Annotated in this window: 15 protein-coding genes, 4 other RNA genes and 2 pseudogenes; 12 read left to right on the top strand and 9 right to left on the bottom strand. The window is 62.2% G+C overall.

Annotated elements, in window-relative coordinates; all coding sequences use genetic code 11:
* Nucleotides 1–153 precede the first annotated feature (153 nt).
* The 3 genes from J5I97_RS17930 (at nucleotide 154) to J5I97_RS17920 (ending at nucleotide 3,933) form a co-directional block, all read left to right on the top strand.
* Nucleotides 154–1,356, top strand: coding sequence for an aromatic amino acid transaminase (locus J5I97_RS17930; RefSeq protein ID WP_208587965.1), 1,203 nt, complete (start codon nucleotides 154–156; stop codon nucleotides 1,354–1,356).
* A gap of 259 nt (nucleotides 1,357–1,615) precedes the next feature.
* Nucleotides 1,616–2,632: a class 1 fructose-bisphosphatase gene (locus J5I97_RS17925; RefSeq protein ID WP_208587964.1), complete on the top strand. Its 1,017-nt coding sequence runs from the start codon at nucleotides 1,616–1,618 to the stop codon at nucleotides 2,630–2,632.
* Between the two features lie 156 nt (nucleotides 2,633–2,788).
* A protein-coding gene (locus J5I97_RS17920; protein WP_208587963.1) for an IS3 family transposase occupies nucleotides 2,789–3,933 on the top strand; the annotation gives its coding sequence in 2 pieces (ribosomal slippage) (nucleotides 2,789–3,026 and nucleotides 3,026–3,933; 1,146 coding nt in all).
* Nucleotides 3,934–4,087: 154 nt separating this feature from the next.
* On the opposite strand, the gene J5I97_RS17915 is transcribed toward J5I97_RS17920, so the two are convergent.
* From J5I97_RS17915 to J5I97_RS17905, 3 genes are all read right to left on the bottom strand, one after another.
* Entirely contained in the window at nucleotides 4,088–4,729 is a 642-nt protein-coding gene (locus J5I97_RS17915; RefSeq protein WP_208587962.1) for a DUF938 domain-containing protein, read from the bottom strand.
* A 43-nt stretch (nucleotides 4,730–4,772) separates the two neighbouring features.
* A non-coding RNA gene (locus J5I97_RS17910) (sX9 sRNA) lies at nucleotides 4,773–4,848 on the bottom strand.
* A 166-nt stretch (nucleotides 4,849–5,014) separates the two neighbouring features.
* Complete coding sequence (locus J5I97_RS17905; protein WP_208591809.1) at nucleotides 5,015–5,809, bottom strand: EcsC family protein; 795 nt, start codon at nucleotides 5,807–5,809, stop codon at nucleotides 5,015–5,017.
* A gap of 362 nt (nucleotides 5,810–6,171) precedes the next feature.
* Here J5I97_RS17905 and J5I97_RS17900 point away from each other — a divergent pair.
* Nucleotides 6,172–6,247, top strand: a non-coding RNA gene (locus J5I97_RS17900) — sX9 sRNA.
* Between the two features lie 4 nt (nucleotides 6,248–6,251).
* Here the strand turns inward: J5I97_RS17900 and J5I97_RS17895 are convergent.
* The 4 genes and pseudogenes from J5I97_RS17895 to J5I97_RS17880 form a co-directional block, all read right to left on the bottom strand.
* On the bottom strand, nucleotides 6,252–6,650 hold the full coding sequence (locus tag J5I97_RS17895) for a host attachment family protein (protein ID WP_208587961.1): 399 nt from the start codon (nucleotides 6,648–6,650) through the stop codon (nucleotides 6,252–6,254).
* Nucleotides 6,651–6,754: 104 nt separating this feature from the next.
* Nucleotides 6,755–7,137, bottom strand: a pseudogene (locus tag J5I97_RS20180) (alpha/beta hydrolase); the annotation flags it as partial.
* A gap of 117 nt (nucleotides 7,138–7,254) precedes the next feature.
* Nucleotides 7,255–7,407 carry a hypothetical protein gene (locus J5I97_RS17885; RefSeq protein WP_208587960.1) on the bottom strand — a complete coding sequence of 51 codons (153 nt, stop codon included), beginning with the start codon at nucleotides 7,405–7,407 and terminating at the stop codon, nucleotides 7,255–7,257.
* Between the two features lie 153 nt (nucleotides 7,408–7,560).
* A complete protein-coding gene (locus J5I97_RS17880; RefSeq protein WP_208587958.1) occupies nucleotides 7,561–8,007 on the bottom strand; it encodes an NUDIX hydrolase in 447 nt (148 codons plus the stop codon).
* A 312-nt stretch (nucleotides 8,008–8,319) separates the two neighbouring features.
* On the opposite strand from J5I97_RS17880, the gene J5I97_RS17875 reads away from it, so the two are divergent.
* From J5I97_RS17875 to J5I97_RS17855, 5 genes and pseudogenes are all read left to right on the top strand, one after another.
* A complete protein-coding gene (locus tag J5I97_RS17875; RefSeq protein WP_208587956.1) occupies nucleotides 8,320–8,679 on the top strand; it encodes an NAD(P)H-binding protein in 360 nt (119 codons plus the stop codon).
* A gap of 109 nt (nucleotides 8,680–8,788) precedes the next feature.
* Nucleotides 8,789–9,850, top strand: a complete 1,062-nt coding sequence (locus J5I97_RS17870; protein ID WP_208587954.1) for a M4 family metallopeptidase — start codon at nucleotides 8,789–8,791, stop codon at nucleotides 9,848–9,850.
* Nucleotides 9,847–10,158: a protealysin inhibitor emfourin gene (locus J5I97_RS17865; protein ID WP_208587952.1), complete on the top strand. Its 312-nt coding sequence runs from the start codon at nucleotides 9,847–9,849 to the stop codon at nucleotides 10,156–10,158. The genes J5I97_RS17870 and J5I97_RS17865 overlap by 4 nt, the downstream gene beginning before the upstream one ends.
* A gap of 204 nt (nucleotides 10,159–10,362) precedes the next feature.
* Nucleotides 10,363–10,429: non-coding RNA, sX9 sRNA (locus tag J5I97_RS17860), on the top strand.
* Between the two features lie 20 nt (nucleotides 10,430–10,449).
* Nucleotides 10,450–10,641: pseudogene (locus tag J5I97_RS17855) on the top strand (DUF885 family protein); the annotation flags it as partial.
* A gap of 54 nt (nucleotides 10,642–10,695) precedes the next feature.
* On the opposite strand, the gene J5I97_RS17850 reads toward J5I97_RS17855, so the two are convergent.
* Complete coding sequence (locus J5I97_RS17850; RefSeq protein ID WP_208587950.1) at nucleotides 10,696–11,049, bottom strand: hypothetical protein; 354 nt, start codon at nucleotides 11,047–11,049, stop codon at nucleotides 10,696–10,698.
* Between the two features lie 317 nt (nucleotides 11,050–11,366).
* Here J5I97_RS17850 and J5I97_RS17845 point away from each other — a divergent pair.
* Nucleotides 11,367–11,442, top strand: a non-coding RNA gene (locus J5I97_RS17845) — sX9 sRNA.
* 51 nt (nucleotides 11,443–11,493) lie between these two features.
* Here the strand turns inward: J5I97_RS17845 and J5I97_RS17840 are convergent.
* The gene (locus J5I97_RS17840; protein WP_208587948.1) at nucleotides 11,494–11,952 is read right to left on the bottom strand and encodes a hypothetical protein; all 459 of its coding nucleotides are present in this window, start codon (nucleotides 11,950–11,952) and stop codon (nucleotides 11,494–11,496) included.
* Nucleotides 11,953–12,158: 206 nt separating this feature from the next.
* On the opposite strand from J5I97_RS17840, the gene J5I97_RS17835 reads away from it, so the two are divergent.
* Together J5I97_RS17835 and hemB are read left to right on the top strand one after the other, a co-directional pair.
* Nucleotides 12,159–12,401, top strand: a complete 243-nt coding sequence (locus J5I97_RS17835) for a hypothetical protein (protein WP_208591808.1) — start codon at nucleotides 12,159–12,161, stop codon at nucleotides 12,399–12,401.
* A gap of 145 nt (nucleotides 12,402–12,546) precedes the next feature.
* Nucleotides 12,547–13,536: a porphobilinogen synthase gene (hemB, locus tag J5I97_RS17830; RefSeq protein ID WP_208591807.1), complete on the top strand. Its 990-nt coding sequence runs from the start codon at nucleotides 12,547–12,549 to the stop codon at nucleotides 13,534–13,536.
* Nucleotides 13,537–13,596: the final 60 nt, after the last annotated feature.

Below are 13,596 nucleotides of genomic sequence, written 5' to 3'. Positions count from 1 at the left end.
GCGCGTCTATTGCGTATCGCTGCATCGATATCGTTGCGTACGGAACCAAGCATGCTCCGCCTGCCATGCCCTGATACGATGGAGAACTTTGACCCTGCCGCGGTCGAGCACCTCGGAAGTCCCTCACTCTTTCGTCCTTCAGCGAGTCATGCCGTGTCCTTCTTTGCAAACGTGGAACAGGTTCCAGGCGACCCCATCCTGAGCCTGACCGATGCCTACAACGCCGATAGCCGCCCCAACAAGGTTAACCTGGGTGTGGGCATCTATTACGACGAAAACGGGCGCATCCCGCTGTTGCGCGCCGTGCACAAGATCGAGCAGCAGCTCGCGCAGGACGCCAAGCCGCGCGGCTATCTGCCGATCGACGGCCTGGTCGTGTACGACAAGGCTACCCAGGAGCTGCTGTTCGGCGCCGAGTCGGCGCTGGTGGCAGCCGGTCGCGTGGCGACCTCGCAGACCGTCGGCGGTAGCGGTGCACTGCGCGTGGGCGCAGACCTGCTCAAAAAGCTGCTGCCCACTTCCACCATCGCCATCAGCAACCCCAGTTGGGAAAACCATCGCGCGCTATTCGGCGCGGCCGGCTTCGAGGTTGTCGACTACACCTATTTCGATGCCGTCAGCCATGGCCTGAACTTCGACGGCATGCTCGCCGATCTGACCAAGCTCGCACCGGGCACCGTGGTGCTGCTGCACGCCTGCTGCCACAACCCGACCGGTGCGGATCTGAGCAAGCAACAGTGGAAGCAGGTCGCCGGCGTGTTGAAGGAACGCACCCTGTTCCCATTCGTCGACATCGCCTACCAGGGCTTCGACAAGGGCATCGAGGCCGATGCCTACACGGTGCGTCTGCTCGCTGCCGAAGGCATCGACAACTATGTCGTCGCCAGCTCCTACTCCAAATCGTTCTCGCTGTATGGCGAGCGCGTGGGCGCGCTGTCGGTGGTCTCGGCTACCGCCGCCGAAGCCAAGGCCGTGCAGTCGCAGGTCAAGCGCATCATCCGCACGATCTATTCCAGCCCGTCCACGCATGGCGCTGCACTGGTGGCCGGGGTGCTGACCAGCCCGGAGCTGCGCGATCTGTGGGAGCAGGAACTCACCGAAATGCGCGAGCGCATCCACGCCTTGCGTGCCGGACTGGTGGAAAAACTCGCCACGCTGGGCGCACCGGAGTTCGACTTCATCCAGCGCCAGGCCGGCATGTTCTCGTACTCGGGCCTGACCAGAACGCAGGTGGATCGCCTGCGCGACGAGTTTGCGATCTATGCCGTCGGCACCGGCCGCATCTGCGTGGCCGCACTGAGTCAGCGCAACCTGGACTATGTGGCACAGGCGGTGGCGACTGTCAGCCGGATGTGATCGCAGCGCTTGCTTGAAACACCGGACCGGTAGCGCGCAAGCCTTCCGGTTTTTCGTGGCCGTTCGCCGCCCCTTCTCCCGCCTGCGGGGGAAGGGGGAAGGGGGACGAAGGGCGGATGGAGCTGTCGGCCTCCAAGCTCGCTGGCAACATTCGCGCACGTTCGATCGGTTTCGATGCAAAACGCGCATCAAGTAATCGAAATCTAACAGCGCAATGGCGACAATGACGGACCACTTCCTAAACAGGCTGCCCGTTCCCATGTCGCGTCCCTCGCTGACCCGCTTCCTGATCGAAGAGCAACACGCCGGCCGTATCGACCCGGAATTGCGCCAGCTGATCACCATCGTCTCGCGCGCCTGCAAGCGCATTTCCATTGCCGTGAGCAAGGGCGCGCTGGGCGGCGTGCTCGGCGATGCCGGCACCGGCAACGTGCAGGGCGAGGCGCAGAAGAAGCTCGATGTGCTCAGTAACGACATCCTGCTCGAAGCCAACGCCTGGGGCGGCCATCTGGCTGCGTGCGCGTCGGAAGAAATGGACCACAGCCAGCCGGTACCCGACCAATATCCCAGCGGCGATTTCCTGCTGCTGTTCGATCCGCTGGATGGCAGCTCCAACATCGACGTCAACGTCTCGGTCGGCACCATCTTTTCGGTGCTGCGCGCCCCGGAAGGCACCCAGAAGCCGGGCGACGAACACTTCCTGCAGCCGGGCACCCAACAGGTCGCCGCCGGCTACTGCATCTATGGCCCCAGCACGATGCTGGTGCTTACGCTCGGCCACGGTACCCACGCCTTCACCCTGGAGCGCGAAGAAGGCAGTTTCCTGCTGACCCAGGCCAACATGCGCGTGCCCGAGGAGACTGCCGAATACGCCATCAACATGTCCAACCAGCGTCACTGGGAACCGGCCATGCAGTCCTACGTAGGCGACCTGCTCGCCGGCAAGGAGGGCACCCGCGGCAAGGACTTCAACATGCGCTGGATCGCCAGCATGGTCGCCGACGTGCACCGCATCCTCACCCGCGGCGGCATCTTCATCTATCCCTGGGACAAGAAAGACCCGTCCAAGCCCGGCAAACTGCGTCTGATGTACGAAGCCAACCCGATGAGCATGCTGGTCGAACAGGCCGGCGGCGCCGCGACCACGGGGCGCGAACGCATTCTGGATATTCAACCTACGCAGTTGCATCAACGTGTGCCGGTGTTTTTGGGCTCGAAGAACGAAGTGAATGAGGCCACGCGGTATCACCTGGAATTTGATGAGGCGCAGGGTTGAGAATGTGTGCTGTGCCGACATCGGACCAAAATTGATTAACAGCACAACACCAGCGTTCGCGTGGTGTTGTGCTCATCTGCGACAAGCCGCAAGTGATACGCCCAGGGTTCCGTAGACATCTCAAGGCCATGGAAAATGGCAGATTCGGAGGTGTCCATGAGCAGCAAGCGGTATACGGATGAGTTCAAGTTCGAAGCGGTCCGGCAAGTGACCGATCGTGGGTTCAAGGTGGCAGAAGTCGCAGAGCGGCTGGGTGTGACCACGCACAGCCTCTACGCCTGGCTACGCAAGTTCGGCAAGCCTTGCGTGGTGCAGCGCGCCGAGGTGGACCAGAGCGCCGAGGTTCGGCGGCTGAAGGCAGAGTTGCGTCGGGTTACCGAGGAGCGCGACATCCTAAAAAAGGCCGCCGCGTACTTTGCCAAGGGGTAAAGGCAAAGTACGCGTTCATGCAGGCCCATCGCAGCGAATTCAGGCTGTGCGCGATGTGTTGGGTGTTGCGCGTCAACCGGGCGGGTTACTACGCCTGGTTACGCTCGCCCGACAGTGAGCGCGCAAAGCAAGACCAACGCCTGCTGGGAGTGATCAAGCACCACTGGCTGGCCAGCGGCAGCGTCTATGGGCATCGCAAGATCGCCCAGGATCTGCGCGATCTGGGGGAACGTTGCAGTCGCCATCGGGTGTATCGGCTGATGCGCACCGAGGGACTGCGTGCCCAGGTGGGCTATGGTCGCAAACCGCGCTTCCATGGAGGAATGCAGTGCAAGGCAGCGGCCAACCTGCTGGACCGACAGTTCGACGTGACGAAGCCGGACACGGCCTGGGCGAGCGATTTCACCTTCATCCGCACGCAGGAAGGCTGGATGTATCTGGCTGTTGTGATCGATCTGTTTTCCAGGCAGGTCGTCGGCTGGGCGATGCGCGATCGTGCCGATACCGAGTTGGTCGTGCAGGCGCTGTTGTCGGCGGTGTGGCGGCGCAAACCCAGCGCTGGTTGCCTGGTTCACTCGGACCAAGGGTCGGTCTATACCAGCGATGACTGGCAGAGTTTCCTGGCGTCCCATGGCTTGGTGTGCAGCATGAGTCGGCGTGGCAACTGCCACGACAATGCACCCGTGGAGAGCTTCTTCGGCCTGCTCAAACGCGAGCGGATCAGGCGGCGGATCTATTCCACCAAAGATGCCGCACGCACCGAGGTGTTCGACTACATCGAAATGTTCTACAACCCAAAACGCCGTCATGGTTCAACTGGCGACCTGTCGCCTGTAGAGTTCGAGCGGCGCTACGCGCAACGAGGGTCCTGAGTGTCTACGGAACCCTGGGCGTATCACGTCAGGTGGGTGCGGACGGCGCGTAAGAACTGCGGTGTAGGATTGATACATCAGGATTCCGAGCGCCGGCCGCTCCCGCATGGCGGTGAGCGCAGTAGTTTTGTTAGCCGATCTTATTCAGACCATACTATTTACTCCGCCGCCACACCCGACAAAAATTATTTGCCGGCATCGTCACCTCCTCAACCAACCGCAATCCCACCTCCGCCGCTACCCCGTCTACCGCTTCCGCATCGCGGATTCCAGCGGCTGCATCTCGCTCACGCAACATCGCATCGAACGCCCGGTTGCTCTCGCTGGTGAATTGCCCATCGCGATTGAATGGCCCATAGACCACCAACACCGCTTGCAGCCCCATCACCGCAGGCAAACCCGCGAACAACGCCTGCACCTGCGGCCAGCCCATGATGTGCAAGGTATTGGCGCTATACACCGCGTCATAGCCAACCGGTTCGCCCGACTGCACAGGCGGAAATGGCGGTGCTGGTGCCAAACCTGGCATGGGCGTCAACACTGCCTGCAATGGGATCGGCGGCGGCGTATTCGGTAGCGCTGCCTCGTCCAACCACTGACGCATATCCGGTAGATGGTCCGGGTGATCGCTGGCCTGCCAGCGCAACCACGGCATTGCCGCCGCAAAATACACCGCGTGCTGGCCGGTGCCCGCACCGATTTCCAGCACGTGATGTCGATCGGCAAAGTGCGTGCGCAACACGTCTAGGATCGGGTCGCGGTTACGTGCAGAAGCAGCCGAAAATGGCTTGGTCATCGAAAAATGCCCTGACGATCTTATGGGCACCTCTAATAAGAGCGGCTAACAAAACGTAGCGAGCAGTCGTCAGGTGGGTGCGGACGGCGCGCAGGAACCGCAGTGTACGCGTGGTACATGCCGATTCCGAGCACCGGCCGCGCCCGCCTGGTGGCGCAGTCGTTTTGTTGGCCGCTCTTAGAGGTGACCTTGACCAACATCTCACTCCTCGCCGAGCTCATCGCCTGGCTGCTCGCGCGATGATGATCCTGACCAGCACCTTCCGCGGATGCCAGACGCAGTCGTTCAACTCGACGCGGGCAACGCCGCATACGCACGCTGCACCGCCTCTTCGCCAAAACGCCGCTCCAACCGACGCACGATGAAATGCCCGCGCGCCATTGACTGGAAGTGACGCATAAACAACGTATTGAGCGCGGCGCCACTCACCGCACCTACCAGCGGCACCGCCTGCACGGCGAGTTTTTCGCCCACGTTCACCGAAAATTTGGCGGCAACACGCGACACCAACGACACCAGTGCCGGTGCGCCCTTGCTGGCGAATCCATGCGCCGCCACGTAATGCGCGGCGGCGCTAAGCTGCTGCGCCATCGCCGCACGCACTGCGAAATAGCCCGATTCGGCGCCATCATCGCTGATACTGCGCCCGCCGTGTGCCAGCACTTCCAGGCAGGCCAGTGCGGTCTCCGGGTTCTGCAGCGATTCGCCTTCGGAACGCGCAATATCGGCAATGGAGCGCAGCATCACCGTGGTGGTCACCGGCAGCTCCACCATCAGGCCGGGAAGCCCGAAAAAGCCACCTGCACCGCCGGTCACTGCCGCCACCATGGTGTGGCGCGCTGTAGACGCGGGCCGCTGCGTATCGGCCTTGCCGCGCAAGCTCAGCAAGGCTGATTTCATTGCCACCTGCAGTACACCGCGCGTGGCGCCGTCGATGCTGCGGGTGATCATTTTGGGCAGCCGTCTGGTGATCAGACTCTCGATCGGCGCGCCCAGCGCGTTGGCCAATTGCGCCGCTACGCCGGGGTTTTCCAGCAATGCGTGGGCGATGACCAAATCGTGCTGCGCGGCAGCATCCATCACCGGGATCGGAAGCGTCTTCATGCCTGTTCTTGTTCGTTGGGGTCTGGGCCGATGGTACTCAGCGCCATGTGAGCGCTGGACGAGCGAACTGGACACTATCGCGGCAATGCCGCAATTGTCAGCCACGATGCGTGGTCATCGGCATCTACGCAGCGAAAGCCCACAAGATGAATCGTGACATCTGCCATCGCCTCATACCGGTCGCCGAGCGGGCCGAATACCAGTCTTCCGATCGGCCGCACCAAAAAACGCGACGGTGGCAGCTTGGCTATATCGATAGGCCCGGTTGCGCTCTAAGAGCGGCTAACAAAACGACTGCGCTCATCGCCAGGCCGGCGCGACCGGTGCTCGGAATCGGCATGTACCACGCGTACACTGCGGTTCCTGCGCGCCGCCCGCACCCACCTGACGACTGCTCGCGACGTTTTGTTGGCAATTCTTATGACAATGCGCGCTGGATATCTGCCAATGGCAGATTGGTCAAGTCCTTGGCAAGGTCGCCCACCAGGCGCTGCTGGGTTTGCTTGTGCAACAGCGGGCGCACGCGGCCCAGCGTGGTTGGGTCGGCAACCAGCACCAAGTGCGTGTACTCCTGTTTCAGCGCGCCATCGTTCAAGGCATGCGACAGCTGCTTGGCGAAGGTCATTTCGTCCAGGTCTGCCCCTGTGAGATCCTGCGGCGCCTTGCCGGCGGGGCCGTCGTCATCGACGTTTTGCACATCGGTACGCGCATGCTGACGCAGCACCACCTTGGCTTCATTACCGGTGTTGGTGAACCAACGCGCTTCGCCGCCGTCGGCCACCACAACCAGCGCACCTTGAGGAATTTGTAGACTCATCCGATTTCTCCTGATCAATATTTGCGCTGCATGTGCAGCACCTAGTCGGCCTCAACCTAGGCGAAAGGATGTAAGCGCCACGCCTAGCCGGCGTCAGCGCGGCGTTAGCGCGATGCCGCCAGCGGCGGTAGTGGCAGACCCAGATGCCTGCTCAAAAAAACGTGCGGCAACGCGCAGTGCCTGCTGGCTTTCCGGCAGTGTGTCGGTCAGACGGAACGCATGCCCCGGCCGGTCCGATGACATGCAGACCCGATTCACGCCCGGGATCCACCAAGCGCGCATGCGTGCAGAATTCATTGCTGAGCTCGGCTGCATGCGTGGCGGTGAGAAACAGGGTCGGCGCAAACTGACATAGCACCGCATCGGCGAACATCGGCGATACCAGCGGGTCGCGAAGGCCCACATTGTCGCCGTAATACAAGTTTTCCATGATCGGTAGCGCACCGGCCTTGTCTGGCGGCAACCCATCGTTCACCGCGGCCGCCACGCAGTGCTCTATCATCATGCTGCGCTGTATGTAACGCAGGCAATGTAACGGCGCATCACCAGCGATCAATCAGATCAAGCGCATGCAACTATATGGAAACATGCAAAAACGCGCGTGTCACGTCTGTTTCTGCCCAGCAATCGCTATCGGTGTATCCAACGCTTCCTGCACGTACAGATGTTTGATCAATACAAAGCTCACCACCGTCAGCGGTTGGACCAACAGCGCACCGACACGGCCGGGCACGATGCCGTACCGAACAATGCACACGATGACGGCACGAAACACAAAGGCGCGAAGATCGGAAGATGGTGCGAGCCACGATAGAAAGCAACCGCCAGCGTAGCGATGGGTACGAAGAAGATCGGGTGGCTGCAGTTTCCAATGGACGCTGCCGATATCCATTGCCCGATCAGGCGCCACTCAGACGCTAGGAGCAGCGGCGCTGGTTGCGTGCAACTGCTGCAGTGCCTGCAGCGTGGAGGTGGTCAAGGGCGATGGCAGCGCATCCAGCGCGAACCAGCCAATGCCTAGTATCGCTTCCGGCTCGCGCCGTACGGCCTGTTCGCTGCCTTCGATCGCGGCCAGATACACCGGCGCCACCCAGTGCTCTGGCGGCGACAGCGCCGGCTCGAAGTAACTGACCACGCACAGCACACCTTGTAACTGGACATGCAATCCGGTTTCTTCAAGCACTTCGCGTACCACTGCGTGTTCCACCGTCTCCATCCAGTCAACTTTGCCGCCGGGCAATCCCCAATGGCCTTGCTCGGGCGCACGCCCGCGCTGCACCAGCAGCAGGCGGCCATCGCCACGGCGAATGAAAGCGCCGCAGCCAACGCGGGGACGGAACTCGGTGGAGGCGGACATACGGCATCTCGCAAATAGGAGGGGCGTAGTGTCCCAGATGCGATCGATGCGGTCATTGCGGCATGCGTGTTTTGCAGCGGTATGCCGACGGCTGCCCGTGCGTTGCGTGCAATATGCAATAGGCAGTTTCGATGCCGTACCGCATGCGTTGATCATGGTGGTGATCAGGACGGGAAGCGATGCAGATCGGTGCTCTCAATGAAGCACGATGCGTTGGCCGTCAGTGGATGTTGCGATGACACCGCGTTAGCACCGCATTGGCGAGGATGGCCGCATACGGCGACTTGGCGTCGCGCACTGTTGGAGATGTGAATGACGCATATCGTGTTGATCGGCGGCCATGGCAAGCTCGCGCGTTTGCTCGCACCGCCGCTGGTGCGCGGCGGGTATCGGGCGACGGCGTTATTCCGCAATCCCGACCACGAAGAGGACATGATTGCCAATGGCGCCACGCCGGTGGTGTTCAATATCGAACACACCGATGCCATTACCGTGCAGTTCGCGAGCCACGATGCAGTGGTGTGGTCGGCTGGCGCCGATGGCGGCGTGTCGCGTACCAACGTGGCGCAGGTAATCGCCGCTGCTTTTGCAACACCGGCCACCATCGGTAAGACGCTGGGTTTTGTCGACGGGCAGACGCCCATCCAGGAGGCGTTGTCGCAGCTGCAATGAATGCCAGGCGTTGGTGCGGCAAACAGCGCGTGCGCCCCGCGCCCGCGCTAACGAATTTCTGAAGCCGGCGCCCGCATAGTCGTGGGCGCAGCCACTATGGAGGTCGCTTATGTCCGCGTTCCTTACCCCGCGCCCCGCCGGGATCTTGCCGCCGTATCTGCTCGACCACGTGGCGCAGACGGCGCCCGAGCATGCGCGCGATTGTGCGCTGCTGTCCCGTCAGATCACCGCCCAGCTGCGTCAGCAGCGCGCGCTTGGTCTGTTTGCACGTGGTGCCGACGCTGCGGATACAAGCCACGCCACGCAAGCGGTGCAGCGGCGTATTTACGACGCGCAACAAGGCAACGCGCTGCCCGGCAGGCTCGTTCGCGACGAAGGTGTGGCCGCGACCAACGACGTTGCAGTGACCGAAGCTTACGACTACCTTGGCGTGACCCACGATTTCTTCCAGACCGTGTACGGGCGCAATTCGATCGACGGTGCGGGCATGCTGTTGATCGGCACCGTGCATTACGCGCGCGGCTACGACAACGCATTCTGGAACGGCGAGCAAATGGTGTTCGGCGATGGCGACGGCGAGGTCTTCAACCGCTTCACCATCGCCATCGATGTGGTCGGGCATGAGCTGACTCACGGTGTGATCGAGCGCACTGCAAACTTGATCTATCGAGGGCAGTCGGGCGCTTTGAACGAATCGCTGTCGGATGTGTTTGGCGTATTGATCAAGCAATACGCACTGCGCCAGAGCGCCAGCGAGGCCGACTGGATCATTGGCGCAGGCTTGCTGATGCCCGACATCAAAGGCGTGGGCTTGCGCTCGATGCAAGCACCCGGCACCGCGTACGATGACCCTGCCTTGGGCAAAGATCCGCAATCGCCCACCATGGCCGGTTATATCGATACGCAGGAGGACGATGGCGGCGTGCACTACAACTCCGGCATTCCCAATCACGCGTTTTATCGCGCCGCGGTCGCGATCGGCGGCGCTGCATGGGAAAAGACCGGTCGCATCTGGTACCGCGCGCTCACTGGCGGCGAGCTCGCCGCCAGCGCGGACTTCGCCACCTTTGCCGGATTGACCGTCAGCGTTGCCAGCGCCGATTACGGCGTCGGCAGTACCGAGTCGAAAATGGTGCAACAGGCTTGGCGCGACGTAGGCGTGCTCGCATGAGTCCACAACGGCCGCCAGTGGATGCGGGCATGACGTTACGGCTGGCACGCGAAGGCGGTGTGGCGGCATTTCCGGCCATGCGCCGCGAGCGCAAGCTGGTGATGGATGAATTGGACGATGCACAGCGGCGACACTTGAAGACCTTGCTGGACCAATGCCTGGTGCATGCGCTGCCGCTTCCGCAGGCCGGTGGTGGCGACTGCCGTTATTTCAGCATCGTCTGGGACGGCGCCAGCGAGCCGCTGCGCATTCCCGAAGAATATGCCCCGGTCGAACTGGTGCGGCTGTGGAAGCAGGGCACGTTGTAGCGCGGTTATGGCGCGAAGCGTTGGTGCGCTGGCACTGCTCGTCACACAGCGCGCGCACCGATCACCGCACACAACGAAGATACCGCGCAGTGTGCGGTGTCTGTCGAGAGCGTGGTCCAACTGCGGATGCCTGCACCCTTTAAGAGCGGCTAACAAAACGACTGCGCCGCTGCCAGGCGGGCGCGGCCGGTGCTCGCAATCGGCATGTACCACGCGTACGCTTCGGTTCCTCCGCGCCCACCTGACGACTGCTCGCTATGTTTTGTTAGCCGCTCTAAGCTGCGCTCCACAAAGGAGCGATACGACGACTTCAACGTCGGCTCGGCCGCCTGGACGCTCCGCGCGCACGAAGGTCGGCCCGGCCACGCGCTGCAATTCACCATCATGGTCGAACGCGACGTTTCGCTGGCACGCAGCATGTTCGCGTTCAACTCGTTCAACGTCGAAGGCTGGGCACTGGATGCCGTAGTCGAAATGGTGCCGGTAGCGTATTGCCGAGGATGCACCCCATGTGCACGTCCTGTCGATCGGGACGACTCAGTGTTTGAAGGGAACCAATTCGGGCTGTCTTGGGCCTTCCCACTTTCCTTCTTTCACTGCCCCTGGGCAGATGGTCTCGTATTGCGAGAGCGCGGTGATGGCTTTCATCGTCCATCCCACGCAGTAGTTGGTCGACGTGGGGGTAGGAAAGGGGCAGTACGGCGAAACTGCTTCCCAGGTGCCCGAGATCGGGTCTACCGGTTTCCAGTTGTAATCTGACGAGTCGCAGCCTTTCGAGCAGAACAGGAACGGATCGTCCATGCGACACACCAGCGTCGTGTGCGGCGTCGAGGCGGTGGCGGTAGTCTGTAGCCCAACAGCGGCGACCAATGTCCATATCCAGCGTTTCATAACGATTCCTTCTGTCAATGACGGTTTACACCGCGCGCTCAGGCTAACGACCTGCGATGAGTTTTGTGGGTCCAGGCGGCAAGCCTGATCTTCGAAATACGCGCCGATCGGAGAATACTATAATCCGGGCAATCGTTTACCAAGGGTGCTCTAACTGCGGTCGGCCGGCTTGGGTTGCTGCGCCCCGTTAGTGGACGCAGCAGCTGGATGCCGGAGTGGGACTAGTGCTACCTGTGGGCAGCCGCTCTTATTTAAGAGTGGCTAACAAAACGACTGCGCTCACCGCCAGGCGGGCGCGGCCGGTGCCCGGAATCGGCATGTACCACTCCTACACTGCGGTTCCTCCGCGCTATCCGCACCTACCTGGCGATTGCTTGCTACGTTTTATTGGCCACTCTTAAGTCTGACGATTGTCGGAGCGTAGGTCACTCCGGCCAGAGACGCTCATCGTTCCTGCGGCGGTAACGGCTGTGTCGACTGCGGCGTCTGTGCCTGTGCCGGCACCCAGATCGCCAGACCCGCTGCGTGCTTCTGAGTCGTCGGGATGCCGATTCCCAACCCGCCGCCAACGTGGCCACCGTAGCTGCCACCTCCGACCGACAGGCCGCCGCCGGAGCGTTCCGAGCCGACGCCGACGATGACCACGCCGTTGGCGCCGAGTTTGGCGGCTTCGCGCTTGAGACGTTGTACGGCCGCGTCGGTCTGACCTTGAGTGCCAAAGCCGGCCGCGCTGGTGGATTCGAGCTGGGCGATTTCCACCGATCCCACCGGGGCGTTGGAATATACCTGGACCTGCGCCGGGTCGATCGGCGCACGCGCCCGACCCAGCATCACCTTGGAACTACTGGCGCAGCTGGCCAGCAGCATGGCCAGTGCAGCTGCGATGACGACGTGCTTGTTCATGATGTGGCACCTGTGTAACGACAGTGACAGCGATGATTGGGCGCCTGGACTGAATCGCGCCGGACTTTGCGGCACCCTAGCCATGCCCACGTGAGGCTGCCGCCAAGCCGCCATCGGTCATGATGACCGCCCGCGCACGGCATCTTGGCGGGCGCAACGCTAAGCTCTGGTCTTAAATTCTTCGAAAGGCGAGGTGGCACGTGGGATTGATCAGCCTGCTGTGGGGTATCGTGGCGCTGCTGTGGATGGTGCTGGCTTTCATCCCGTTCCTGGGCTGGGGCAATTGGTTGCTGATTCCGTTTGCGGCGGTGGGCGCAGCGATTGCCGCGATCGCGGTGTTGCTCACTTCGGCCGGCAACCGCGGCCGCGCCAAGACCGGCTTGCTGCTCAACGGCCTTGTGATCGTGGTCGGGGTGATCCGTCTGAGCCTGGGCGGTGGCGTAATCTAGAGTGTGTCATCCACGTTGGGATGAGATGCGTTGGTGGTCAGCGGTGCGGTGCGGGTGCTGGGTGGTGGCCGCCAAGGCGAGCGGCGCAGCGCGTCCTGCGCAAGGTGGCGGGCGTAAACTTGCTGGTTGCTGACAGGAGCCCATGATGGCCCATCCTCACTATCGCCCCCGCCGCATGCGCCACGATGCGTTTTCGCGTCGGTTGATGCGCGAAAACACGCTGACCACCGATGACTTGATCTGGCCGGTGTTCGTGCATGAGTTGCCTGGCCGCGCACCGATCGCGTCGATGCCGGGCGTCGCGCGCTTGTCGCTGGATGAGCTGTTGCGCGAGGCCGAAGTGGCGTTGGAACTAGGCATCCCGGTGATCGACCTGTTCCCGGTGATCGACCCGTCCGGCAAGAGTCTGGATGCGACCGAAGCCTGGAATCCGGGCGGTCTGGCGCAGCGTGCGGTGCGTGCGCTCAAGGCGCGTTTCCCCGAGCTTGGTGTGATGACCGACGTGGCGCTGGATCCATATACCACCCACGGCCAGGACGGCATCATCGACGACAAAGGCTATGTGCTCAACGAGATCACCGTCGAGGCGCTGGTCAAGCAGTCGCTGTCGCATGCGCAGGCTGGCGTGGACATCATTTCGCCTTCGGACATGATGGATGGCCGCATCGGTGCGATCCGCCGCGCGCTGGATGCCGACGATCATCTCGATGTCCGCATCATGGCGTATTCGGCCAAGTACGCGTCGGCGTTCTACGGCCCGTTCCGCGATGCGGTGGGCAGCGCCGGCAACCTCGGCAAGGCCGACAAGACCACTTATCAGATGGACCCGGCCAACAGCGACGAGGCGATGCGCGAGATTGCGCTGGACCTGGAAGAGGGCGCGGACATGGTCATGGTCAAGCCGGGCATGCCGTATCTGGACGTGGTGCGTCGGGTGAAAGAAGAATTCCGCGTGCCGACGTTTGCGTATCAGGTCAGCGGCGAGTACGCGATGCTCAAGGCGGCCGCCGCCAATGGCTGGCTGGACGAGCGCAAGTGCGTACTGGAAGCGCTGATAGCCTTCAAGCGCGCAGGTGCCGATGGCGTGCTCACCTACTTTGCACCCCAAGTGGCGCGTTGGTTGCGCGAGGGCTGAGCGCGTCGATGTGGTTGATGGGTGGGAGGCGTTGGTCTCGTGTCTCCCAAGTACGCCGAC

This window comes from Xanthomonas fragariae, assembly GCF_017603965.1.
GTDB classification, from domain to species: Bacteria; Pseudomonadota; Gammaproteobacteria; order Xanthomonadales; family Xanthomonadaceae; genus Xanthomonas; species Xanthomonas fragariae_A.
The sequence above is the reverse complement of the archived record's forward strand: the minus strand, read 5'-3'. Positions and strand labels throughout refer to the sequence as shown.